20 protein-coding genes are annotated in these 23101 nt (G+C 69.2%); 5 read left to right on the top strand and 15 right to left on the bottom strand.

Annotation, left to right across the window (positions count from 1 at the left end; genetic code table 11):
* Positions 1 to 185 precede the first annotated feature (185 nt).
* The 14 genes from AC0IZS_RS26800 to atzF form a co-directional block, all read right to left on the bottom strand.
* Positions 186 to 929: a GntR family transcriptional regulator gene (locus AC0IZS_RS26800; RefSeq protein ID WP_471638463.1), complete on the bottom strand. Its 744-nt coding sequence runs from the start codon at positions 927 to 929 to the stop codon at positions 186 to 188.
* 16 nt (positions 930 to 945) lie between these two features.
* Complete coding sequence (locus tag AC0IZS_RS26795) at positions 946 to 1632, bottom strand: cysteine hydrolase family protein (protein ID WP_471638462.1); 687 nt, start codon at positions 1630 to 1632, stop codon at positions 946 to 948.
* Positions 1623 to 3233, bottom strand: coding sequence for an ABC transporter ATP-binding protein (locus tag AC0IZS_RS26790; RefSeq protein WP_471638461.1), 1611 nt, complete (start codon positions 3231 to 3233; stop codon positions 1623 to 1625). The genes AC0IZS_RS26795 and AC0IZS_RS26790 overlap by 10 nt, the downstream gene beginning before the upstream one ends.
* A 17-nt stretch (positions 3234 to 3250) precedes the next feature.
* Positions 3251 to 3952 (bottom strand): biuret amidohydrolase, encoded by a 702-nt coding sequence (biuH, locus tag AC0IZS_RS26785; protein ID WP_471638460.1) that lies wholly within the window; start codon positions 3950 to 3952, stop codon positions 3251 to 3253.
* Between the two features lie 21 nt (positions 3953 to 3973).
* Entirely contained in the window at positions 3974 to 4894 is a 921-nt protein-coding gene (locus AC0IZS_RS26780; RefSeq protein ID WP_471638459.1) for an ABC transporter permease, read from the bottom strand.
* Positions 4891 to 5979: an ABC transporter permease gene (locus AC0IZS_RS26775; RefSeq protein WP_471638458.1), complete on the bottom strand. Its 1089-nt coding sequence runs from the start codon at positions 5977 to 5979 to the stop codon at positions 4891 to 4893. Before AC0IZS_RS26775 ends, AC0IZS_RS26780 begins: the two co-directional genes overlap by 4 nt.
* 13 nt (positions 5980 to 5992) lie before the next feature.
* Positions 5993 to 7114: a BMP family ABC transporter substrate-binding protein gene (locus tag AC0IZS_RS26770; RefSeq protein WP_471638457.1), complete on the bottom strand. Its 1122-nt coding sequence runs from the start codon at positions 7112 to 7114 to the stop codon at positions 5993 to 5995.
* Positions 7115 to 7178: 64 nt separating this feature from the next.
* Entirely contained in the window at positions 7179 to 7559 is a 381-nt protein-coding gene (gene hpxZ, locus AC0IZS_RS26765) for an oxalurate catabolism protein HpxZ (RefSeq protein ID WP_471638456.1), read from the bottom strand.
* A 13-nt stretch (positions 7560 to 7572) separates the two neighbouring features.
* Positions 7573 to 8991, bottom strand: a complete 1419-nt coding sequence (locus tag AC0IZS_RS26760) for an AtzE family amidohydrolase (protein WP_471638455.1) — start codon at positions 8989 to 8991, stop codon at positions 7573 to 7575.
* Positions 8988 to 9197, bottom strand: a complete 210-nt coding sequence (locus AC0IZS_RS26755; protein ID WP_471638454.1) for a DUF4089 domain-containing protein — start codon at positions 9195 to 9197, stop codon at positions 8988 to 8990. Before AC0IZS_RS26755 ends, AC0IZS_RS26760 begins: the two co-directional genes overlap by 4 nt.
* A complete protein-coding gene (locus AC0IZS_RS26750) occupies positions 9194 to 10015 on the bottom strand; it encodes an ABC transporter ATP-binding protein (RefSeq protein WP_471638453.1) in 822 nt (273 codons plus the stop codon). The genes AC0IZS_RS26755 and AC0IZS_RS26750 overlap by 4 nt, the downstream gene beginning before the upstream one ends.
* A complete protein-coding gene (locus AC0IZS_RS26745; RefSeq protein WP_471638452.1) occupies positions 10012 to 10842 on the bottom strand; it encodes an ABC transporter permease in 831 nt (276 codons plus the stop codon). The genes AC0IZS_RS26750 and AC0IZS_RS26745 overlap by 4 nt, the downstream gene beginning before the upstream one ends.
* A gap of 14 nt (positions 10843 to 10856) precedes the next feature.
* On the bottom strand, positions 10857 to 11876 hold the full coding sequence (locus AC0IZS_RS26740; RefSeq protein ID WP_471638451.1) for an ABC transporter substrate-binding protein: 1020 nt from the start codon (positions 11874 to 11876) through the stop codon (positions 10857 to 10859).
* A gap of 50 nt (positions 11877 to 11926) precedes the next feature.
* The gene (gene atzF / locus AC0IZS_RS26735; RefSeq protein WP_471638450.1) at positions 11927 to 13669 is read right to left on the bottom strand and encodes an allophanate hydrolase; all 1743 of its coding nucleotides are present in this window, start codon (positions 13667 to 13669) and stop codon (positions 11927 to 11929) included.
* 338 nt (positions 13670 to 14007) lie between these two features.
* Here atzF and AC0IZS_RS26730 point away from each other — a divergent pair, with 338 nt between their 5' ends.
* The 5 genes from AC0IZS_RS26730 to AC0IZS_RS26710 all read left to right on the top strand — a co-directional run bounded on the left by AC0IZS_RS26730 (position 14008) and on the right by AC0IZS_RS26710 (position 17409).
* The gene (locus AC0IZS_RS26730; protein ID WP_471638449.1) at positions 14008 to 15054 is read left to right on the top strand and encodes a histone deacetylase family protein; all 1047 of its coding nucleotides are present in this window, start codon (positions 14008 to 14010) and stop codon (positions 15052 to 15054) included.
* Complete coding sequence (locus AC0IZS_RS26725; RefSeq protein ID WP_471638448.1) at positions 15051 to 16145, top strand: NAD(P)/FAD-dependent oxidoreductase; 1095 nt, start codon at positions 15051 to 15053, stop codon at positions 16143 to 16145. The genes AC0IZS_RS26730 and AC0IZS_RS26725 overlap by 4 nt, the downstream gene beginning before the upstream one ends.
* Positions 16146 to 16304: 159 nt before the next feature.
* Complete coding sequence (locus AC0IZS_RS26720; protein ID WP_471638447.1) at positions 16305 to 16610, top strand: ElaB/YgaM/YqjD family protein; 306 nt, start codon at positions 16305 to 16307, stop codon at positions 16608 to 16610.
* 65 nt (positions 16611 to 16675) lie between these two features.
* On the top strand, positions 16676 to 17071 hold the full coding sequence (locus tag AC0IZS_RS26715) for a phage holin family protein (RefSeq protein ID WP_322593246.1): 396 nt from the start codon (positions 16676 to 16678) through the stop codon (positions 17069 to 17071).
* Positions 17071 to 17409 (top strand): hypothetical protein, encoded by a 339-nt coding sequence (locus AC0IZS_RS26710; RefSeq protein WP_471638446.1) that lies wholly within the window; start codon positions 17071 to 17073, stop codon positions 17407 to 17409. Before AC0IZS_RS26715 ends, AC0IZS_RS26710 begins: the two co-directional genes overlap by 1 nt.
* A gap of 90 nt (positions 17410 to 17499) precedes the next feature.
* Here AC0IZS_RS26710 and AC0IZS_RS26705 read toward each other — a convergent pair whose 3' ends face one another.
* Positions 17500 to 23085: an alkaline phosphatase D family protein gene (locus AC0IZS_RS26705; RefSeq protein ID WP_471638445.1), complete on the bottom strand. Its 5586-nt coding sequence runs from the start codon at positions 23083 to 23085 to the stop codon at positions 17500 to 17502.
* Positions 23086 to 23101 lie beyond the last annotated feature (16 nt).

Genomic DNA, 23101 nt, shown 5'->3' with positions numbered 1-23101 from the left:
TTGCAGGCTCATGGCTTGCAAGGGTTTTTTCGTTGCGGCGCGTGCAACCCCGCTCATACGGATTTGCCTTCGACCGCCTAACGTCGTTGGTTCGCCTTGCCGTGCCGGGCGCATGGCGAGCGGTTGCAACGACGCATGGCGGGGAGTGTCGGTAGATTTATTCAACGAATTTCTAACTCGGGACACTAACCGCCGCTGGGCCCCAGGCGCGCCATGTGTACCTGGTGCAGCGTGATCTTGCGCACCTCGGCCTGGCTGGTCTGGATGTGGGCGCGCAACAGCATGGCGGCCTGGTCGCCGCGGTGGGCGCGGATGGCCTTGAGGATGGTGGCGTGCTCGTCGTAGGTGGCGTCGATGCGCGCCTGCTGCGTGAAGTCGAGCCGGCGGATGATGCGGATGCGCTCGGTCACGTCGCGATGCACGCGCGCCATCTCGGCATTGCCGGCGGCGCGCACCAGCGCGCAGTGGAAGGCTTCGTCCCAGGCCGCCACCTGCAAGGTGTCGGCGCTGCGCTGGTCGGGCGGCACCAGCCAGATGTTGTTCAGCTCGTCGAGCAGGCGGTGGTCTACCTGGATGGACTTGAGCGCGCCGGTCCCCTCGTCGCACAGGCGGTGTACGGCCGTGGTCTCCAGCACCATGCGCAGGTCGTAGAGCTGCTCGAACTGGTCGAAGTCGAAGGGCAGCACGCGCCAGCCGCTGCGAAACAGCACCTCGACATAGCCCTCCTGCTGCAGCCGCACCAGGGCCTGGCGCACGGGCGTGCGCGAGACGCCCAGGCGCTCGCAGATCTCATTCTCGGTGAAGCGGTCGCCCGGCACCAGCTTGAACTCGCCCACGTCGCGCTTGAGCTGGGCGTACACATCGTCGGCACGCGAGCTGCGCACCGGTTTCGTCTGGGAGGGGGTGGAGGCGGGGCGGGGGGTCTGCACGGAACAACTTTAGCAACTAAGGGGCCGGGGCTGCGTCGGCCAATGCCGACAGCAGCGCGGCCGATGGCGCGGTCCAGCCGACGATGGCGCCCTGGGCGCGCAGCATCTCGATGGCAGCTGCCTTGAAATGGGGGAAATAGCTCTCGGTGCAGTCTTCCAGCAGCAATCCATCATACCCGCGGTCATTGGCCTCGCGCATGCTGGTCTGCACGCAGACCTCGGTGGTCACGCCCATGAAGACCAGGTGGGTGATGCCGCGCGCCTGCAGCGTTTCGTGCAGCCCCGTGGCGTAGAACATGCCCTTGCCGGGCTTGTCGATCACGATCTCGCCGGCCACAGGGGCGAGGGCCGGGATGATCTGGTTGCCCGGCTCGCCCGCTACCAGGATGCGGCCCATGGGCCCCGCGTCGCCGATGCGCAGCTGCGGGTTGCCGCGCAGGCGCTTGGCGGGCGGGCAGTCGGAGAGGTCGGGCCGGTGCGATTCGCGCGTGTGCACCACCAGGCCGCCTGCGGCGCGCCAGGCGTGCAGCACGGCCTGGCAGGTCGGCACGATGGCTTCGAGCAGCGACACATCGTTGCCCAGGGTCTCGCCAAAGCCGCCGGGCTCGATGAAGTCGCGCTGCATGTCGATGATCACCAGCGCGGTGTGCGCCAGCGCGAAGCGAAAGGCGAAAGGGTTGGCGTGGAGGGTCGTCAGGCGCATGCCGCTTCCTGGTGGGGTGTGTGATCGTGCCCGCCGCCCATGTAGGCGCCCAGCACATGGCGCTCGGCGGTGGCGGCCGGGGTTTCGTGGACGATGCGGCCTTCGCTCATGACGACGATGCGGTCCGCCAGCTCCAGCAATTCGTCCAGGTCTTCGCTGATGAGCAGCACGGCGCCGCCGCGCTCGCGTACGCCGAGGATGCGGCTGTGGATCTCGGCCACGGCCGCAAAGTCCAGGCCGAACACCGGGTTGGCCGCGATCAGCACGTTGATCTCGCCCGCCAGCTCGCGCGCCAGCACCGCGCGCTGCACGTTGCCGCCCGACAGGCTGCGGATGGGCGCGCCTTCACCCTGGGTCTTGACGCCGTAGCCGGCGATCCACTCGCGCGCCCGGCTGCGCCAGGTGGAAAAACGCAGCACACCGCCCCGGGACAGGGGCGGTTGGTCGAAGTCGCGCAAGGCCATGTTCTCGGCCACCGAGAGGTCGCCCACGCAAGCATTGCGCAGCGGCTCCTCGGGCAGGCTGCGCACCTTGAGCTCCCGGTTCTGCGCGCGCGTGGCGGCGTAGTCCCGGCCCAGCACCCGCACCCGGCCGGCCAGGCGCGGGCGCTGGCCCACCAGCGCCTCGACCAGTTCGCGCTGGCCGTTGCCCGATACGCCGGCCACGCCCAGCACCTCGCCCCTGCGCACGGCAAGGCTCAGCCCGTGCAGTGCCAGCGTGCCACGGTCGCCCGGGGCCTGCAGGCCTTCGACCTGCAGCGCGACCTCGCCCGGCGGGGTGTCTGTGTCCACTGCCGCTGCCGGGCGGACTGCGGGTGGTGGGGCGTTGGCGGTGTCGCCCATCATGGCCTGGGCCAGCGCCTGCGGGCCGGTGTCGGCCACGCGGCCATGGTACACAGCCTGGCCGCGGCGCAGCACCGTCACCGCATCGGCATAGGCCATCACTTCACGGAACTTGTGCGTGATGATGATGACGCTGCACTGGCCGCTGCGCGCAAAGGCGCGCACGTGGCCCAGCACCTCGTCGGCCTCCTGCGGGGTCAGCACCGAGGTGGGCTCGTCCAGGATCAGCAGGCGCGGGCGCAGGTACAGCTGCTTGAGCAGCTCGAGCTTCTGCTTTTCGCCGGCCGCGAGCTCGGAAGGGCGCGCATCCAGGTCGAGCTGGAACGGCGTGGTGGCCAGAAAGGCCTGCAGTTCGGCGCGCTTGGCGCGCCAGTCGATCAGGGCCGGGGTCTGGCCGCCGGCCAGCAGCAGGTTCTCGGCCACCGTCATGCCCGGTGCCAGCGTGAAGTGCTGGTAGACCATGCCGATGCCCAGGCTGCGCGCGACGATGGGGTTGGCGATAGCCTGTTCGCGCCCGTCCAGCAGGATGGCGCCTTCCTCGGCCCTCTGGAAGCCGGCCACGCATTTGACCAGCGTGCTCTTGCCCGCGCCGTTCTCGCCCAGCAGTGCGTGTACGCTGCCAGGCTCCACGCGCATGTTCACGCGGTCCATGGCGGTGAAGCTGCCAAAGCGCTTGGTCAGGTTCCAGGTCTCCAGCGCAAGGGCGCCAGTGCCGGGGGGCAAGGCACCGATGGGGTGGTCGGGTTGCGGGTCGGACATGGCGGTTCTTCTCCAGGTCAATGCAGGGCCGCCAGCAGTGCTTCGGATGGGGCATGTGCGCCGAACACGCCGCCCTGCATGGTCACCATGTTCAATGCGGCCTGGTGGTTGGCCGGGTCGGTGGCGGCCGTGCAGTCGGACAGCAGCAGGCATTCGTAGCCGCGATCGTTGGCCTCGCGCAGGGTGGTGTGTACGCAGACATCGGTGGTGATGCCCGCGAGGATCAGGTTCTGCACGCCACCGAGGCCGAGCACCATGTCCAGGTCGGTGGCATAGAACGAGCCCTTGCCGGGCTTGTCGATCACCACCTCGCCGGGCAGCGGCGCGAGTTCCGGGATCAGTTCCCAGCCCGGCTCGCCGCGCACCAGGATGCGCCCGCACGGCCCGGCGTCGCCGATGCCCAGGCCCTCCTTGCCAATCTGGCGCGAGCGCCAGCGCTTGTTGGCCGGCAGGTCGGCGAGATCAGGCCGGTGCCCTTCGCGCGTGTGGATGACGCGAAAGCCCTGCGCGCGCAGGGCCGGCAGCAGGCGCTGCAGCGGGGCGATGGGCGCGCGCGTCAAGGCGATGTCGTAGCCCATCACGTCCACATAGCCGCCGATGCCGCAGAAGTCGGTCTGCATGTCGATCACGATCAGCGCGGTGTTGTCCGGGCGCAGGTCGCCGTTGTAGGGCCAGGCATAGGGGTTGGCCTGCACATGGCGGGTGGTCGGGGTGGTCACGAGGGCGGTTCCTTCGGAAGGTTATTTGCTGGAAGAGAGTTCGCCCGGGCTGCCAGCGGCCACGCTGCCGGGCTTGCAGGTCACAACCAGGATCAGCAGGGTCAGCACGTAGGGAACGGTGTTGAACAGGTGGTAGCCCCAGCCCACGCCCACCGACTGCAGGGCCGGGCCGATGGCGCCGGCACCGCCGAAGAGCATGGCGGCGACCATGCAGCGCAGCGGGTTCCAGCGCGCGAAGATCACCAGCGCTACGGCGATCAGGCCCTGGCCGCTGGAGATGCCCTCGTTCCAGCTACCGGGGTAGAAGAGGGTGAGCGAGGCGCCGCCCAGCCCGGCGATGAAGCCGCCCGCCGCCGTGGCCGCGATGCGGATGCCGGACACCGAGTAGCCCAGCGCGCGCGTGGCGTTGGCCGAGTCGCCGGCCAGGCGCACCAGCAGGCCCCAGCGTGTGCGCGCAAAGGCCCACCACAGGGCCACGGCCAGCACGATGCCCAGCGGCAGCAGGGCGTTGACCTGCAGGGCCGACTGCACCACCGGCGAGTCGCTCCAGCCGCCCAGCGCCAGCGCCGGGATCTGCGGGGCCTGCGGCTGGATCAGTGGCTTGCCCAGGTAGAAGGCCAGGCCCGTGCCCAGCAGCATCAACGCGATGCCGGTGGCCACGTCATTCACCCGCGGCAGCGAGCACAGCACGCCATGCAGCGTGGCCAGCAGGGCGCCCGCCGAGGCCCCCGCCAGCACCCCGAGCCAGGGCGAGCCCGTGAGGTAGGCGCCGCCGAAGGCCGCCATGGCCGAGAGCACCAGCACGCCCTCCAGCCCCAGGTTGATACGGCCAGACTTCTCAGTGAGGCATTCACCCAGGCTCACGAACAGGAAGGGCACGCCCACGCGCAGGGCTCCGCCCACGATGGCGGCCACCAGGGCAATCCATTGGTCTGCGGTCATAGGGCCTCCACGTGGGCGCTGGGGGTTGTCCCCTCGGCGGGCCGGCTGCGCCGCTTGGCCCACAGGGCCCGCCAATCCACATCGCGCAGCGCCTCGCTGGCCAGGATCAGCACGAAGGCAATGCCCTGCAGCACCATCACCGAGGCATCGGGCAGGCCCAGGCGCCGTTGCAGCAGGCTGCCCGCCGCGCCGAAGCCGCCGAACAGGATGGCTACCGGGATGATGGCCACCGGGTTGTGCCGCGCGATGAAGGCCACGAGGATGCCCGCGTAGCCATAGCCCGCGATCAGCGCGCCATTGGCATTGGTGTGGACGGCCGCCACTTCCACTGCGCCGGCCAGCCCGGCCGCCGCACCGCCCAGGGCGCAGGCCACCAGGATCAGCCGCGTGGCCGGCAGGCCCACCAGTTGCGCGGCACGTGGGTTGCCGCCCACCACGCGGATCGAGAAGCCCGATGCCGTGAAGTGCAGCCACAGGCCCAGCGCCAGACAGGCCAGCACGCCCAGCACCAGGCCCCAGTGCACGTCCGAGCCGGCGATGCCGCCGATCAGCAGGCCTGGGTCGAGGCTGGGTGTGGCCGGCTTGTTCAGGCTGGCCGGGTCGCGCAGGGCGCCCTCGACGAAATGCTTGAACAGGCCGATCGCCACGTACGACATCAGCAAACTGCTGATGGTCTCGTTGATGCCGCGGTATTGGCGCAGCCAGCCCGCGAGCATGATCCACAGCGCACCGGCCACCGCCCCGGCGGCACAGGCCAGCACGGTGCCTGCCACATTGCCGGGCAAGGCCACGGCCATGGGCAGCGCTGCGGCGGCCAGGCCGCCGAGCACCAGCGCGCCCTCGCCCCCGATGATGGTCAGCCCCGCCCGCGCGGGCAACGCCACGCACAGGGCGGTGAGCATGAGTGGTGCGGCGCGCTGCAAGGTGTTCTGCCACGAGAACCAGTCGCCGAACGCGCCCTTGAACAGCGTGGTCCATACGTCAATCGGGTTCACGCCCGCGAATCCGACGAAGCCGCCGAACAGCAGCAGCGCCAGCGCGATCGCGGCAACAGGCAAGAGAACGTCCTTGGCGGCCGAGTGCATGGCAGTCCCTTGCTTAGAAAGAGCCGAGGACGCCTTCGACCAGGTAGTCCATCTTCTCCAGTTCCAGGTCGGTCTGCTTGAACGACTTGCCGCTGGCGATGACCTCCTTGCCCTTGTTGGTCTTGAGCGGGCCCTTGAAGATGTCGAAGCCGCCCGCGATCATCTTCGCCTTGGTGTCGTCGGCCTGTTTCCTGGCCGCATCGCTCACGGCCGGGCCGTAGGCGGACATCTTCACGAAGCCTTCCTTCAAGCCCCCGCGCAGGAAGTTGGGGTGCGGCTTGCCGGTGCGCGCCGCCTCGATGATGGTGGTGTAGGCCGTGAGCCAGTTCCACTCGGCACCCGTCAGGTAGGCCTGGGGCGCCAGCTTGGCCTGGCTGGCGTGGTAGCCGCAGACCATCTTGCCGCGCTTGGCAGCGGTCTCGACAATGACCTTGGGCCCGTCCACATGCATGGTGAACACGTCGCAGCCCTGGTCGGCCAGGCTGTTGGTGGCCTCGGCCTCCTTGACGGCCATGGACCATTCGCCCGTGAAGATCACGCTGCAGGTGATGCCCGGCTTGACCGAGCGCGCACCCAGCGTGAAGGCGTTGATGTTGCGCAGCACCTGCGGAATCGGCTTGGCGGCGATGAAGGCGATCTTGCCGCTCTTGCTCATGTGGCCGGCGATGACGCCATTGAGGAACTGGCACTCGTCGATGTAGCCGAAGAAGCTGCCCGCGTTCTTGGGGTGCTTGCCCTCCGTCCACATGCCGCCGCAGTGCGAAAAGCGCACATCGGGGTACTTGGCGGCCAGGGCCAGCAGGTGCGGGTCGAAGTAGCCGAACGAGGTGGGGAACAGCAGCTTGGCGCCGTCCTGGGCGATCATGCCGGTCATGGTCTTCTGCACGGCGGCGGTCTCGGGTACGTTCTCCTCTTCCACCACCTTCACACCGGGCATCTTCTTGAGCTCGGCCGCGGCTTGGGCATGGGCCTGGTTGTAGCCGTAGTCGTCGCGCGGGCCGACATAGATCACGCCCACGGTCAGCGGGGCCTGCGCGTTGGCCTGCGGCGCCCAGCCGCCCAGGGTGCCGGCAGCCCCCAGCGCCGCAAGGGAGAAAAGAGATTCGCGGCGGTTCGGGTGGGCAAGGCGGGACATGGGTTTCTCGTGTTTCATGGCGGTCCTTTCGGCGGGGGTGGGTTTCAACGGGAAGGGGATGGGGTCAGTCGAGCAGGCTCACGTGGGCGGACACCACGCGCCAGCCGGTTTCGGTGCGCAGCCAGGTCTGGCTCTGGCGGCCGGTGCGGCTGCTGCCCTCGCGCTGGAACTCGACGTTGGCGGTGGCGAAGTCGCGGCCATAGGTGGTGATCACGGTCTTGAGCAGGCGCCGCTGCAGGCCCTGTGCGGGGCGCCCGGCGCGAAACGCCTGGATCTGCGCGTAGCCGTACAGGTTTTCGGTGGCGCCGTAGCGCAGGGTGTGGGGGCTGTCCCAGAACAGCTCGTCGAGCACCTCGACGTGGTTGTTCACCAGGGCGTCCTCGTAACGGGCGAATACGGCCTGCACTTCGGCAAGCACGTCGGGCTGGTTGATGGTGTAGGCCATGGGCAGGTGGTTTTCACAGGGAAGCGACAGGGGCCTGGCAGATGCCTGCGGCCTCCAGCACGGCGGCGGCGCGCAGCACGCGGTCCTCGCGCCAGGGCGCGGCGATGAGCTGCACGCCGATGGGCAAGGCTGGGTGGGCGCCCCACACCGGCACGGAGCACACGGGCAGGCCGATGCACGAGATCGGCTGGGTCAGCAGGCCCATGTTGGGGCGCAGCGGCAGGTCGCGCCCGTTCAGGTCGAAGCGTTCGGTGCCGATGGGGGTGGCCGCGCAGGGCGTTGCCGGGGCCAGCAGCAGGTCGTAGCGCGACAGCACCCGTGCGGCTTCGTGGGCATAGCGGCTGCGCACGCGCTGGGCGCGTGCCATCCAGGCGGCAGGGATCAGCGCACCGGCCAGGAAGCGGTCGCGTGACAGCGGCTCGAAATCGGCTGCGCGCGTGCGCAGGTTGTCGAGGTGCAGGGCTCCGGCCTCCGCATTGGTGATGAGAAAGGCCGCGGCGCGCCCCGCCTCCACCAGGGGCAGTTCCACCGGCTCAACCTCGGCGCCCAGCGCCTGCGCCACCCGGGCCACGGCAGCGCGTGCTTCGGGCAGGGCATTGTCGGCAAAGTAGCCGCCCAGCACGCCAATGCGCAGGCCGGCCACGCCCTGGCCCAGGTCGCGGGCCACCGGCTCGACCGGCCGCTGCGCGCAGCCGGCATCGGTGTGTGCGGCAGGCGCTTCGGGGCCCTGCATGGCGTCGTAGGCCAGCGCCAGGTCGCGCACGCTGCGTGCCATGGGGCCCAGATGGTCCAGGCTGGAGATGAAGGGGAAACTGCCCGTGCGCGGCAGCCGCCCGAAGGTGGGCTTGAGGCCGAACACGCCGCACAGCGAAGACGGCACGCGGATCGATCCATTGGTGTCCGACCCGAGCGTGATGGGCACCTGGCCCGCGGCCACGGCCGCGCCGGAGCCGCCCGAGGAGCCACCCGCGATGCGGCCGAGGTCGTGCGGGTTGTGGCAGGCGCCCTCGTGGCTGTTCTCGGTCGTGAAGCCGTAGGCGTACTCGTCCATGTTGAGCGCGCCCACGAGGATGGCGCCCGCAGCCTCCAGGCGCTGTACCAGCAGGCCGTCGGCCCGGGCGGGCGGGCGCTCGCGCTCGATCTTGGAGCCAGCCAGCGTGGTGAGGCCCGCCACGTCGAACAGGTTCTTCACGGCAAAAGGCACGCCCAGCAGGGGCAGGGCGGCCTGCGTCCCCGCAGCCAGGCCGGCATCGATGCGGGCGGCGCGCGCCAGGGCCCGTGCCCGCAGCACCGCGGTGAAGGCGTTGACGCGGGCGTCCGTGTGCTCGATGCGGTCCAGGCAGGCCGCCACCAGCGCCGTGGCCGTCACGTCGCGCGTCGCCACGGCCTGTGCCATGCCGGCGGCGTCCTGTTGCCACCAGGGCGCCGTCATGCGCGGCCTCCCTCGGCCGGCAGCACCGGGACGAAGGCCATGGCAGGCTCATCCGTCGCGTCCAGCGGCACGGCGTTGACGGTGTCGGCAAAGCCGCTGGCCAGCGCTAGGTAGCCGAGCACGGCCGGGCGGTGCTCGGCCGACAGGGGCAGGCCGATGGCGGCTGCGGCGGCGTCCATGTAGCGCTCGAGTTCGGCCGCGTTCATCGGCGCACCTCGCGCTGGAAGATCTCCAGGCTGAGCTTCTTCATCGCCACGAAACTCGGTTCGCTGAGCGTGGCCAGGGTGCGCGGGCGCGCATCCTCGTAGTGCAGGATCTCGGCCACGCGGGTGGGGCGCTTGGTCAGCAGCAGCACCTCGTCGGCCAGGTAGACGGCTTCTTCGAGGTCGTGCGAGACCAGCAGCATGGTCGTGCCGGTCTGCATGAAGACCTCCTGCAGCTTCTCGCGGATGAACAGCGTCATCTCGAAGTCGAGCGCCGAGAACGGCTCGTCGAGGAACAGCACCTCGGGGTTGGGCGCCAGCGCCCGCATGATGGAGGCGGTCTGCTGCTGCCCGCCCGAGAGTTCGTAGGGGTAGCGGTTGAGGTCGAACTTCACGTCGAACGAGGCCACCAGCTCGGCCATGCGGCGGTCCACCTCGGCCTTGCTCTTGCCTTCGAGCTTGAGCGGGTAGGCGATGTTGTCGATGGTGCGCATCCACGGGAACATCGCTTCGCGGTAGTTCTGGAAGACGTAGCCGATCTTGGTGTCCTTGAGGCTCTTGCCGTCGAACAGGATCTCGCCACTGTCGATGGGCACGAGGCCGGCGATCATGTTGATCAGCGTGCTCTTGCCGCAGCCGTTGGGGCCGAAGACCGAGACGATCTTGTGCTTGGGGATGTCGAGGTCGAAGTCCTCGTACAGCGGCCAGCCGGCGAAGTACTTGGTCAGCCCGCGGATGGTGATGTGGGTGCCTGCCGGGCCGGGCGTGAAAACACGTTTGGGCACATCGGCATACACGGCGCCATTGACAACGGTGTTCATCGGCCGCTCCAGTGAACGATCTTGCGTTCGGCGATCAGAAAGAGGATGTTCAGCGCATAGCCCAGCGCCCCTGCGGCCAGGATGGCGGCGTACATGCTCTTGACGTTGAGCACCTGCTGCGCATCGATGATGCGGTGGCCCAGCCCGTTGTCCGAGCCGATGAACATCTCGGCCACGATGACGATGACCAGCGCCATCGACACGGCCGAGCGCAGGCCGACGAAGGTGGGCTGCAGGCTCTCCCAGACCAGCACGTCCTTGAAGATCTGCCAGCGCGACGCCCCCATGACCCGCGCCGCCATCACGCGCTGCTTGCGGGCATTGATCACGCCGTAGGCGCTGTTGAAGATCACGATCAAAAAGGCGCCGAACGCGGCGATGGCCACCTTGTTGACGTCCGACACGCCGAAGATCAGGAGGAACAGCGGGATCAGTGCCGACGAGGGCGTGGAGCGGAAGAAGTCGATCAGAAACTCCACGCTGCGGTAGGCGCGCTCGTTGCTGCCCAGCAGCACACCGAGCGGCACGCCGATCACGGCCGCGATCAGGAAGGCCTGCACTGTGCGCCAGACGGTCACGGCAAAATCCAGCAGCAGCGGTCCACCGGCCAGGCCGGTGACCAGGGTGAGCACGGTGGCGCCGGGCGGCGGCAGCAGGATAGGCTTGATGAAGCCCAGCCGCACCACCAGGTCCCAGAGGATGAACAGGGCCAGGGGGCCGACGAAGGGCAGCAGCTTGTCCCAGGCGGGTTTCCTGGGCGCGGCGGATGCCGGCTTGCCCGCGGGCGGCGACCAGGCGCCGGCGGTGGTGGAGGTGGTTTCGGCCATGGCGCGCCTCCCCCTCAGGCCTTGTAGATCAGGCTGTCGACCACGACCTTCTTCTCGAAGATGCCTTTTTCGGTGAACAGGTCGTAGAACTTCTGGAAGTACGCCAGGTCGCTGGGCTTGAACTCGTTGTGCAGCATGTACGAGGCCAGCGGCACCTCGGCCGTGAGCGCGCCTTCGATGGCGGTGTAGCCCTTCATGAACTGCCGCGCCTCCTCGGGCTTGGTGCGCACCAGCTCGATGCCGCGGGCGTAGGCGGCGATGAACTTCCTGGCCACCTCGGGGTTCTTCTTGATGAATTCGCTGGTCAGGCTGGCCGCGCCGCCGTGCCAGGGCGCCATGGCATCGCCCAGGATGTACCTGGCCACCACGCCCGACTCGATGATGCGGGTGGTGCCATTCATGCGGCCGATGGTGCCTGTGGGCTCCAACGTGTAGCAGGCGTCCACCTGGCCGGCCACGATGGAGGCGATGTGCTGGCCGATGGGCAGCTCGGTCACGGTGGCGCCGGTGGCGCCGGCACGTTCGAGCATGGTCTTGCACAGCGTCATGTTCTGGATGCCGGGGCCCGAGGCGACCTTCTTGCCCTTGAGGTCGGCCATGGTCTTGATGGCGCTGTCCTTGCCGGTGATGAACTGGTCGAGCACGAACTTGGCGTTGCTCGGGTTCGTCGCGAAGATCTTGAACAGGCCCGGCTGGGCGATCTCTCCGATGGCCAGGTTGGCCGAGCCCGTGCCGTTGGAGCTGCCGTCGGAGCGGCCCGAGAGCATGGCCTCCATCACCTGTTGGGCGCCCGCGAACTTGAGCGGCTCCACCTCCAGCCCGGCTTCCTTGAAATAGCCTTTCTCCACCGCAGCGAAGAAGGGCAACCCGGCCGCCACGGGCCAGAAGCCGATGCGGACCTTGGGGCCGGCCTGGGCCCGCACCAGGGCAGGGGCTGCGAGCATGCCCAGCGTGGCGGCCGAGGCCGTGAGGACGCGGCGGCGCGACGTACCGGTGGAGGTGCCGGTGGAAGGGGTGGAACTGTGGGATGTCATGGCAGGCTCCTGCAGCAAGGTTGAAAGGTGAGGGGATGGAATGGGCATGGTCAGTTGCCGGCCTTGAGGGACGCGATGTACGCCCTCCAGCCGCCGAAGCTGCTGATGTCGCGCGCACCGGCCAGCGCCAGCGGCTCGCAGATGAAGCCCTGCACGCTGCTGTCGTCGGCCAGGGTGAGCGTGCCGATGCCCAGGGGCTGCGGGATCAGCGCAACGAAGCTGCCGTAGTGCGCTGCGGGCATGCGCCACACCTCGACCGCGATGCGCGTGCCCTGGCCCGGCGCCACGCGCAGCAGGCCGGGCTTGGGCGGCACGGTGCCGGGCAGGGCGTAGAGCTGGTAGTCGGGGGCCGTCTCGGTCGCCAGCTCCAGCGTGGCGCCGCGCTCGGTGAGCTGGCCGTTGAGCGGCATGCCGCTCAGGTGGGCACCGACCACCGCCACCCGTACCGTGGCGGGCGCCTGCAGCCCCGCGATGGGCTGGGGCGCGGGCAAGGGCGTGCTGCCGGCGGCCTGGGGCAGGCCGGTGGCGTGGTGGTAGCGCTGGCCCAGGTCGGCCAGTTGCCAGTCGCTGCCGCAGGGGCCGATGAGCGTGATGCCGAAGGGCAGGCCATCGGCGCGCAGGCTGCTGGGCACCGAGATGGCGGCATAGTCCAGCAGGTTGACGAAGTTGGTGTAGGCCCCGAGGTTGCGGTTGAGCACCACCGGGTCGGCCTGCATGGCAGCAATGGTGTAGTGCGTGGGCGCCGTGGGCACCAGCAGCACATCGATGGCCTCGGGGCCCTGCCACATCGGTGCCACCTGCTGGCCCAACGCGCGCAACCGGGTCTGGGCATCGCACAGGTCGGCCGCGCTGTAGCTGCGCCCGCTGGCCAGGATGCTGCGCACCGGCTCCACCACCTGGTCCTCATGCGCGTCGAAGAAGCCGCGCACGGCGGCATAGCGTTCGGCGACCAGCGCGCTTTCATAAAGCAGCGCTGCGGCCTGGGCCAGCGGCGCGTAGGGGATGGACACCGGCGTGCCGCCCAGGGTCTGCAGTTGCGCCACGGCCTCGGCGAAGGCAGCCTTTGCCGCGCCGTCGCCGAAGAACTCCAGCACGTCGGGCACGCCGAAGCGGAAGGCGGCGGGCAGCGGCTGGCTGGCCAGGGCCAGTTGCCGCCCATAGGGGTCCTGCGCGTCATAGCCCTGTGCCACCTGCAGCACCCGGGCCGCCACGTCCACCGTGCGCGCGAAGATGGAGACACAGTCGGCGCTCTGCGCAGCCGGCACCACGCCGCGGGCGCTCACCAGGCCCTTGGTCGGCTTGATGCCCACGATGTTGTTCAGCCCGGCCGGCACGCGGCCGGAGCCGGCCGTGTCGGTGCCCAGCGCGAAGTCCACCTGCCCGGTGGCCACCACATAGGCCGAGCCCGAACTGGAGCCGCCCGATACGTAGGCCGGATCCAGCGCATTGGGCACGGCGCCGTGCGGCGAACGCGTGCCGTTGAGCCCGCAGGCGAACTGGTCCAGGTTGGTCTTGCCTACCAGCGTTGCCCCGGCGTCGAGCAGGCGCTGCACCACCGCCGCATGGGCCGTGGCCGTGTAGGCAAAGGCAGGGCAGGCGGCGGACGTGGGGTAGCCCGCCACGTCGATGTTGTCCTTGACCGCAAAGCGCAGGCCGCTGAGCGGGCCGCCAGGCCTGCCGGCGACGGCCGGCTCGCAGCGCACCAGCCATGCCTGCCCGGCCAGGGCCGTGCTGAGGGGGGCGACTGCCGATGGATGGGAGTCTTTCGCGAGAAGGGTAGTTGCTTGCACCATTTTGAAGAATTCAATCTTGGATACAAGGTGAGATGCAAGTGCTGTGCCAGGGACGGTGGGCGCACCGAAGGGGCGTGAAACCCGGCCCTGCCGGGGCGGCGGACGGGTGGGCGCGCCCTGTGGCGGCCAAGGGTGGAGTTCGGGATGGGGGATGAACCAGCAGGCCGCGCATGCCGGCGGTGCCGCCCGCGTGCCGCTGCGATTCCTGCTGCGGTGTGGTGCAGGAACTGCCGTTGGGTGGTGCGGGACGCGCTAAAGTGGTGAGCCCTGCCGGCCCGGGTGCGATGCACCGATGCAAGCTGGCGCGAACCCTTTCTCTGTCCCCCGTCCACGCCCGCATGATTGCCTTCCACAACCCCTTGCACCACCGGCATGCGCCGGTCCACGAGTTCTACCGCGGCGAGCGCGTGCCGTGCTTTGAAAAGCCGGTCCGCGCCCAGTACGTCGAGGATGCGCTGCGCGAGCGTGGCCACGGCCTGCTGGTGCCCGACGTGGACAGCACACCGGTGCTGGCCCAGGTCCATGCGCCGCGCTACCTGGCCTTCTTGCAGAGCGCCTGGCAGCAGTGGCTGGCGCTGGATTCGGCCAACGCCTCGGTCCAGCCCTTTCCTTCGGTGTGGCCGGTGCGCAGCCTGCGCAGCGACGTGGAGCCGGACAACTTCGTCGCCAAATTGGGCCTGTACTCGATGGACAACGGCACGCCCATGGCCGAAGGCACCTGGGAAGCCGCCAAGGCCGGGGCCGACGCCGCTGCCAGCGCGGCGGCGCGCGTGGCCCAGGGCGCGCGCGCGGCGTTCTGCTGCACCCGCCCTCCGGGCCACCATGCCGGGCCGGACTTCATGGGCGGCTACTGCTTCCTCAACAACGCGGCCGTGGCGGCGCAGTGGCTGCGCAACCAGGGGAGCCAGCGCGTGGCCCTGCTGGACGTGGACTACCACCACGGCAACGGCACGCAGAGCATCTTCTACGACCGTGCCGACGTGCTGTTCATCAGCCTGCATGGCGATCCGCGCACCGAGTACCCGTTCTACCTGGGCCACGCCGACGAGACCGGCGAAGGTGCCGGGGCAGGCTTCAACCTCAACTTGCCGCTGCCCGCTGGCACCACGGCCGCGCAATGGTTCGCGGCCCTGGAGCAGGCCTGTGTGCGCATCGCGCAGTACCAGGCCGACACGCTGGTGGTCTCGCTCGGGCTCGACGCGTTCGAGGACGACCCGATTTCGAAGTTCGCGCTCAAGACCTCGGACTTCACGCGCCTGGGCGAGCGCCTGGAAGCCCTGGGGCTGCCCACGGTGTTCGTGCTGGAAGGCGGCTATGCGGCGGCGGAGCTGGGCAACAACGCCGTGAACGTGCTCGACGGCTTCGACCAGGCGGCTGCGCGGTGAGCGAAGCGGTTGACTGCGTGGTGGTGGGCGCTGGCGTGGTGGGCCTGGCCGTGGCCAGGGCCCTGGCCTTGCAGGGGCGCGAGGTGATGGTGCTGGAGGCGGCCGATGCCATCGGCACCGGCACCAGCGCCCGCAACAGCGAGGTCATCCACGCCGGGCTGTACTACGCCACGGGTTCGCTCAAGGAGCGGCTGTGCGTGCAGGGACGCGAGCTGCTGTATGTCTACTGCGCCGAGCGCGGCGTGCCGCACCGGCGCTGCGGCAAGCTGATCGTGGCCACGTCCACAGAACAGATCCCGGCGCTGCAGGGTATCCAGGCGCGTGCCCGCGCCAATGGCGTCGGCGACCTGCAGTGGCTCGATGCCGAGGCCGCGCAGGCGCTGGAGCCCGCGCTGCAGTGCGTGGCGGCCCTCCATTCGCCCAGCACCGGCATCGTCGACAGCCATGCGCTGATGCTGGCGCTGCAGGGCGACCTGGAGCATGCGGGTGGCCTGGTGGCGCTCAACTCGCCGCTGGCCCACGCACGCTGTGCGGCCGAAGGCATCCACCTGCAGGCCGCCGATGGCACCGAACTGCTGGCGCGCACGGTGGTGAATGCGGCGGGCCTGGCCGCGCCCGACCTGGCCCGGCGCTTCGAGGGGCTGGACGCCCGCCATGTGCCCACGCCGTACTACGCCAAGGGCAGCTATTTCACCCTGGCCGGGCGCGCGCCGTTCAGCCGCCTCATCTATCCGGCACCCGAGGCCGCGGGCCTGGGTGTCCACCTGACCCTGGACATGGGTGGCCAGGCCCGTTTCGGCCCCGACGTGCAATGGGTGGACGACCCTGCGGACCTGCAGGTGGACCCGGCGCGCGGCGAGGCCTTCTACGCCGAGGTGCGCAAGTACTGGCCGGGCCTGCGTGATGGGGCGCTGGATCCAGGATATGCCGGCATGCGTCCCAAGATCAGTGCCCCGGGCGGGCCTGCGGCCGACTTCGTGGTCCAGGGGCCAGCAGTGCATGGCGTGCCGGGTCTGGTGAACCTGTTCGGCATCGAGTCGCCGGGGTTGACCAGCTCACTGGCCATCGGCGCGCACGTGGCAGCGCTGTGATGCGTGTCAACTCCATGCCAGTCGTAAGCCATTGCGTCGAAGTCCTACAAGGTTTTTGGCGGTGTGTCCGCTAAGATGACAACGAGCGCTGCATGAGTGGGAGCCACAGGCAACCCATGGGGTGTGTTTTTTCAATGTCTAAGCAGAAAGGTTTGCTGTATGAGCGTTTCCGAATCCCTCTCCACGACCCAGGCCGATCTGGAAAAACTCGTGTCCGACCTGCGTGGCCTGCTGGCCAGCAAGGACCTCGATTCCGTGCCTGACATCAAGCTCCTGCGCCAGAAGCTGGACGACGGCCTGCACTCCGCCCGCGAAGCCACGGTGCGTGCTGCCCAGGACGCCGCCCGCCAGGCCAAGGACGCTGCCCTGGCAGCCGACCGCTATGCGCATGACGAACCCTGGCGCGTGGCCAGCGCAGCGCTGGCCGTCGGCGCACTGGTCGGCTTTCTGCTGGCCCGCCGCTGAAGGGCCTGTGCCCTGAGTCGCTGACCGCACCGCTTGCTTTTATTCCGTAGAACCCAAGGACACTGATGAACTGGCTTGCTCTTCTGGGCCTGGATGCGCTGCTGGCGCGCTGGCGCGCGAATGTCATAGAAGGGGCCATTGCAGCCGAAGACCGGATGGACCTGGCCCGCCTGGAATGGCGGGACCAGAAGCAGCGCCTGCAGCAACTGCTGGTGCTGACCATCCTGCTCGGCGGGCTCACGGTGGTGGCGCTCATCATGCTGTCCATGGCGGTGCTGGTGCATTTCTGGGATACCGAACACCGCGTGCTGGTGGGTTGGCTCGTGGCGGGTGCCTGGTTGCTGGGCTGGGGTGGCACGCTGCTCAGCCTCGTGTCCGTGGCCAAGCGGGCCGGCAATGGCTTTGCGCTGACCCGCAAGGAACTGGCCCAGGATTGGCGCGACATCAAGGAGCGCCTGTGATGGCTGCCGACAACCAAGCATCTACCCCAGCATTTGTTCCCGAGCCTACGGCCGAGCAGCAGCGCGTACTCGACCGCATTGCCAAGCAACGCGAGCGCATCCGTGCGCGGCGCATTGCCCGGGCCCAGTCGTTGGCGCTGGCCCAGTCCGCGCAGCAGGCGTCCTCGGAGGAGCCGTTTGCGCTGCGCGCTGCGGCTTTCGCCAAGCAGCACCCGGCAGCGGTTGCGGCATTGGCGGGGGTTGCCCTGGTGGCGGGGCCGCGCCGCCTGGTCCGCTGGGTGGGCCTGGCGATGCCACTCATTACCCGGTTGCGTCCCTTCCTCGCGCGACGGACCTGAGGGGCCCCCGCCCCTGGCCTGGAAGGGGGCGGGTTGTACGTGCGGCCCACTTGCGGCCCACTTGCGGCCCACATGCGGCACCTGGCCGCACTAAGCCTGGGGCGCGGGTGCGGACTGGAGCCGTGTCCGCAGTTCCTTGGTGAGGACATTGCCGGCTTCGTAGATCTGCATGGCAACCGTTGCCGCAGCGCGATCCCCAGGGTCCTGGGTGACCGTGATCTTGGAGAACTGCCGCAGGGCGGCAGACGCGAAGTGCGCAGTCGACGCCACGGCTGCATCCGCATCGCTGCCTGGCGCGCGCACCGGTTCGTCGAAGGTGAAATCGGACGGCTGGGCGTTGGCGAAGGGCAGGCTGGCGTTCCATGCCGAGCACACGAGATTGAGCGCCTTCGCTGACTTGCCCTGGCTGCTGAGTTCAAGCTCGACCAAGGCGCTCAGGTGGTAGTCCCCGGCCACAAAGATGAGCCCCTCGATGTCGTTGCCGACAATGAACCGGACCAGCCTGCGCCAGCTGGCCGGGTAACCCAGCCAGTTGTCCGCCGCGATGCAGGTCGCCGGTTCGGCAATGAAGCGGTTTTCCGGCAGTGCGAACACGCTGCCGCTGCACAGCAGCTTGGGCCCTTTGGGGTGGGCCAGCAGCCAGGCTTCGATGGCCTGCATCTGTTCTTCACCCATGATGGGCACATCCCTCCAGTTGCGCAGCGTGCGCGGTGTGCGTTCAGTGCGCGTATCGGCGGCGAATGCGGGGATCCCTCCCACCTCGAAGGTGTGCCACAGGCCGTGCTCCACCTTCCATCCCTGCAGGGTCATTGACAGCCTGGGCTGTTCCTCTCTGCGGTGAAAGCGCGACTGGTAGGCCGTGGCCGCCAGGAAGCCGTTGAAGAAACGCTGCCCGCGCAAGGAGTCCGCCGTGGCATGGGCCGCCCCATCCAGGTTGTCGTCGAACTCATGGTCGTCCACCACCAGCCAGACGGGCAGGCGTGAAAACAGCTGGCGCGTTGCGGCGCTGCCCCAGCTCTCGCGGTAGCGCTGGGCACCGCGTTCATCATGTTCGGTGGTTTCTGCGATATTGGCCGTGGCATCGGCGTAGATCTGGTCGCCCAGCAGCAACAGGGCCTGCACGGGCGCGGTGGCATGGTCGATGTGCTGCTCCATGTCGCCGGCCAGCGCATCGATGGCGCGGCGCTCGAAGGCCATGCCGGGCCAGCGGCAGGACGTAGCCAGGAAGCTGGTGCGGGTGTGCGCCTGGTCGCCTGTGGTCCATTGCTGCCACCAGGGCAGCCCCGCCAGGTCGAGAACGACGGGCAGCGACACGTTGGGTGCAGGGCCCGGCAGCGGGCCGTCAGCCTCCATCGGCCGGGCCGTGCCCGACTCCTGGGGACGGCAGCGCAGCGTCAGGCTGATCGGCGGCAGGTCTGCAAACCGCAGCGTCTGGCTTTCGTCGAGTACGCAGGTCCAGTAGTAGCCCTGACCGGTGGGTGGGGGGCTTGGCTGGGCCGACGCGGAGGTGGGCGCCACCACGCCGGGGAATGCCGTCACCTGGACCGCATCGCACAGCGCGCCACCGATCTGGACCTCGGGCGGCATCGGCGTGCTGCTCGTGTCGAAGTACTGTTCCACCCAGATCACCAGCCGGCGTCGGCGCGTTGCCCCTTGCCCGTACCACTCTGCCTGCAGCATGGGGCCGGTCAGCGGCCGGATGGGCGCGATGAAGTCCCGGTCGGCCAGGTCGGTGTCGCTGGACTGGCCGTCCGGGCACGGCAGGTCGGGGTCGATGTGGCAGCCATCGGCGATGTCCTCGAACGCGGCGGGATTCCCGAGGAAGCGGGTGAGGTGGGGGTAGATGTCCCGGTGGGCATTTTTGCCGAACAGAAAATCCATGTGCCCGTAGCCTTTGCGGATGAAGGTGCGCACCACCCGCCCAGGCTGGTGCGCGAAGACCCTGCGCAGCCGGTTCCAGCTGCGGGCCGCTCCGCGCGGATCGAACACCTGGTTGTCGAGGCCATGCACGAACAGCGTGGGAAAGTGCCAGTTCGCGAGGAAATTGCCTTCCAGGAGGTAGATGTTTTCGCCCTCGCGGTTGGTCAGGCGCTCGCGCAGCACGATGAAGTACAGCTGGCGGAACACCTCCACGCCGGCCACGCCCACCAGTTCGCCCAGCCGCTCGTGCGTGCGTGGGTCCAGGTTGGCATGCACCCATTCGCGCCCGTAGAAGGCGGTCATCCGGTTGCAGATGGCGCAGCCTGCGCCCGGCGATTCGGGGTGTGCTTCGTGCAGGCTGCGTTCCTCGTCCGACCAGGCCAGGGTCGCCGCGAAGCGGTCCAGCAGTTCGTCGGCCGGGCCGGGGTTGCCCGGAAGGAGGGGGTCGATCAGCTCGCGGCCCGTCAGCAGGTTGCGGTAGAGCGCGGCCAGCGCCCCCGAGAACCGGTTGGACACGGACGGCACCACCCAGGGGTGCACGGCATGGACGATGGCCGCGCGCACCTTGGCAGTGTCAAAACGCGCCTGCAGCGCCGCCATGGCGAAGGCCCCCGCGCCCACGCAGTGCGCAAACACATCGATGGGCTGGCTACCCGCCTGCGCGTAAACGCGCTCGATGGCGGCCGGAATGTCGTTGTGCGCAATGTCGTCCATGGTGTGCGCATCGCGCGCATAGCCCAGGCGGTTGGACATGCGGTTGTCCAGCAGCCAGACGGTATAGCCCTCGCGCAGGAAGTGGCCGGCCATGTTGGTGTCCACGGTGTCCGTCGCGTACACGCCGCTGCCGTGGGCCAGCCCATGGATGAAGAGGACATGGCGCGCGCTCTGGGGTGGGCGGTAGACCGTCAGCTGCAGGTCGATCTGTTCCGGTGCTCCATGGCGGCGTGCCGCTTTCAGCACCTCGGTTTCTGGCCAGACTTCGATGCCCTCCGCGGTTTTCAAGGGGGGATGCGCTGGCAGGGCAGGGCGCGTGTACTTGCCGTAGTCCAGGCCCCGCAGCGACCAGAAGTGCGTCTGCATCACCGCGCGCAGCCACAGGGAGGCGAACGCGGCCAGAGCGACGATGGACGCCGGCGTGCTCGACGCCTCGCGGATCTGCAGCCGCAGGCGGCTCACGAGGTCCGCGAGATCGACGCGCAGCGCGATCTTCCAGGGTGCGCTGTCCTTGCTGCGCAGTTCGAGGTCCAGCAGCGTGAGCGCTTCCCACAGTGTGCGCGCGCCATTGCGGTAGGCCAGCAGTTTGCGGCCCTGGGCGATGACCTCCATGGCTTCGCCCGCGGCATGGCCCTGTGGCGCCAGGGTGAAGCGGTAGTCGAGCGTGCGGTAGTCGGTATGCAGCCAGCCCGCGCGGACGAACGCCAGCGCCTTCTTGCGCCAGCCGGAGCTGAGGTTGGGCATGAATCCGCCAGGTCTGCGCTTGCGGTAGGCGGCGACGGCGAGCACCCAGCGCCAGATCCTGCGCAGCATGCTGGCGCGATCGAGCGCGAGCAAGGACACATGTCCCGAGCCGCGCAGCAGGGGTTCGCCCTTCAAGGCATCGGAGTGGATCGATGGCCAGCCGGGCAAGGGGTTGGCATAGATCGCCAGGGAGGCGTCCCAGCGGGTCGAGGGATCGGCCAGCCATTGCTGCAGGTCCACCGCGACCTCGACGGCGGCGATGAACGCGCGCGGCTGCATGGCGGCCCCGGGGGGCCGCGCGGGGTCGTGTCGGGACAGGAGCTGCCGGGCCCAGTCGGGCAGGTGGCCTTGCTCGGTGCCGCCCAGCAGGTGCTCGTGGATATGAAACAGCACCACGCCATCCGCGCCGCTCGGCGTGGCATCGGCCACACGGGGTTGTGGTTGCGGCACGGGTGCCGGTTGGGCTGCTGCAGGCATTGCGCTGCCCAGGTCCGGCGGTGCCAGTTCGCTGGCGATGTCCCGCGCGGCGAGCAGGGACAGGGCAGAAATCGTGACGAAGGGATTGACGCCCAGCGCACGTGGAACGATGGCTCCGTCCAGAACATGCAGGCCCGCATGCACCTCGCGCCCCGGTCCCTTGAACACTGCGCCGCGCCAGTCGACCACCCCCTGCGCTCCGTCGTCGCCCATGGGGCAGCCGCCCAGCGGATGCACGGTGACCGATTTTTCCGGCTGGCCGCCCGCGATGATGTCGGAAAAGCCATCGGGCGCCGGGTGCCACAAGGGATTGGGCAGGTAGTCGCCCCCATCGAAACCGCCGGCCGCATGCGCCTGCTGGAGGGCGCGGTGTACGGCCTGGTAGTAAGCGGCGCGTCCTGCGGCCGCAGCCCCGCCTTGGGGCCAGCGCACGTCGAGTTCCAGGGTGTCCGGGCCCATGGGGCTGGCATCGGAGGCGGGGCGCAGCGAGATTCTTCCGTTCGACGCATCCTGGCCCATGGCCAGCAGCAATTGGGCATGCCGCGCCGCACCTGGGGGCAGGGCCAGGGGATCGTCGGTGCCGGGAAACCGCGCATCCACGTCGTGTACATAGCGGTGCAGCGTCGCCAGCGTGTGGCCCAGGGTGCTGGTCGCCTGGGCGAGGGCGGAGGGGATGGCGCCGTCCTGGACCAGGATCTCCTGCTGCACGCCGTCCACCTCCAGCGGCACGCGCAGCGTGGCGGAGATCGTCGGGCCGACGTCACGGCTGGGGGCCGTGCTGCCGGCTTGCGGGGCCGAGACGGCGTTGACTGCCTGGTTCTGGCGCCAGCCCATCGCCACCACGTCGCCATTGGTGGAAAAGGCGGAACCGAGGGTTCCCGAGCGCGGCAACGGGGAGGAGCGCAGCAGCAGCTCGGTGCTGCCCAGGCTGCCCGCGCTGACGATGACGGTGTGCGCGTCGATGGTGAACTCTGTCGGCGATGTGTTGCGACCGCCCGCGGAGCATTGCATGTGTACGCGCCAGCGCAGGCTGCGCCCGTTCGCGCTCAGTGCGGACGTCGCGAGAGGTTCCACCCGCACGGCGGTTGCGCCGACGAAGAAGCGCGCGCCCCGGCTGTGCGCAGCCGGAATGAGGTTGGTGGCCAGCGAGCCCTTGGCGCCGATGTTGCAACCGGTGAAGCAGTTGCCGCAGCGCACGCAGGCCTGCATCTCCACCCCGTGCGCGTTGGTTCTCTTCGTGCCCGAGATGGTGAGGTCGACCGGCTCGGCGCTACCTGCCTGCAGCGCACCCGCCAGGCGCGAAAGCGCCTGGAACTTGGGCAGCTCCGCCGCGTGCTCCAGGGGGGCCGCCTCCAGCGCCGAGACGACTTCGTCGAGCGCATCCATCAGCGCTGCGCGCCGTGCGCCGCCGTGCCGGTACACGCTGGGCCAGGGGTCCTGCTCAAACGTGCTGGCCGCTGGCTTGAAGGCCACGCCGGCGTTGATCAGTGAGCCGCCGCCCAGGCCGCTGCCGGTGAGCACCGCGACCTCGTCGAAGTTCTGGACATAAAGGAGCGCCTGGGCGTTGCCCAAGGCTTTTCCGCTGGCCCCGCGCTGCATCCGCAGGTGCCCGGGCAGATGGCCGATGTCCTCGGGAAACTCGCCCAGGGCATATTCCTTGCCCCGTTCGACGACCCAGGTTTGCACGCCCTGCACGGCCAGCTCGCGTGCTGCGAAACTCCCTCCATAGCCCGAACCCACAATAAGAACGTCGCAGCTGGGGGCGGGATGGGCCTGCAGCATCGCTTCGATCGACTCTGACCAGCGAGAATGGGTCGCCATGGTGCCTTTCCGTGGG

This window comes from Acidovorax sp. AC410, assembly GCF_979253235.1.
This window is presented reverse-complemented; position numbering and strand designations above follow the sequence as displayed.

Bases quoted from the DNA above. Each gene is read 5' to 3' on its own strand.
- AC0IZS_RS26795 (WP_471638462.1), bottom strand. From the start codon at position 1,632: ATGCGCCTGACGACCCTCCACGCCAACCCTTTCGCCTTTCGCTTCGCG.
- AC0IZS_RS26790 (WP_471638461.1), bottom strand. From the start codon at position 3,233: ATGTCCGACCCGCAACCCGACCACCCCATCGGTGCCTTGCCCCCCGGC.
- AC0IZS_RS26780 (WP_471638459.1), bottom strand. From the start codon at position 4,894: ATGACCGCAGACCAATGGATTGCCCTGGTGGCCGCCATCGTGGGCGGA.
- AC0IZS_RS26775 (WP_471638458.1), bottom strand. From the start codon at position 5,979: ATGCACTCGGCCGCCAAGGACGTTCTCTTGCCTGTTGCCGCGATCGCG.
- AC0IZS_RS26770 (WP_471638457.1), bottom strand. From the start codon at position 7,114: ATGTCCCGCCTTGCCCACCCGAACCGCCGCGAATCTCTTTTCTCCCTT.
- hpxZ (WP_471638456.1), bottom strand. From the start codon at position 7,559: ATGGCCTACACCATCAACCAGCCCGACGTGCTTGCCGAAGTGCAGGCC.
- AC0IZS_RS26760 (WP_471638455.1), bottom strand. From the start codon at position 8,991: ATGACGGCGCCCTGGTGGCAACAGGACGCCGCCGGCATGGCACAGGCC.
- AC0IZS_RS26755 (WP_471638454.1), bottom strand. From the start codon at position 9,197: ATGAACGCGGCCGAACTCGAGCGCTACATGGACGCCGCCGCAGCCGCC.
- AC0IZS_RS26750 (WP_471638453.1), bottom strand. From the start codon at position 10,015: ATGAACACCGTTGTCAATGGCGCCGTGTATGCCGATGTGCCCAAACGT.
- AC0IZS_RS26745 (WP_471638452.1), bottom strand. From the start codon at position 10,842: ATGGCCGAAACCACCTCCACCACCGCCGGCGCCTGGTCGCCGCCCGCG.
- AC0IZS_RS26740 (WP_471638451.1), bottom strand. From the start codon at position 11,876: ATGACATCCCACAGTTCCACCCCTTCCACCGGCACCTCCACCGGTACG.
- atzF (WP_471638450.1), bottom strand. From the start codon at position 13,669: ATGGTGCAAGCAACTACCCTTCTCGCGAAAGACTCCCATCCATCGGCA.
- AC0IZS_RS26730 (WP_471638449.1), top strand. From the start codon at position 14,008: ATGATTGCCTTCCACAACCCCTTGCACCACCGGCATGCGCCGGTCCAC.
- AC0IZS_RS26720 (WP_471638447.1), top strand. From the start codon at position 16,305: ATGAGCGTTTCCGAATCCCTCTCCACGACCCAGGCCGATCTGGAAAAA.
- AC0IZS_RS26715 (WP_322593246.1), top strand. From the start codon at position 16,676: ATGAACTGGCTTGCTCTTCTGGGCCTGGATGCGCTGCTGGCGCGCTGG.
- AC0IZS_RS26710 (WP_471638446.1), top strand. From the start codon at position 17,071: ATGGCTGCCGACAACCAAGCATCTACCCCAGCATTTGTTCCCGAGCCT.
- AC0IZS_RS26705 (WP_471638445.1), bottom strand. From the start codon at position 23,085: ATGGCGACCCATTCTCGCTGGTCAGAGTCGATCGAAGCGATGCTGCAG.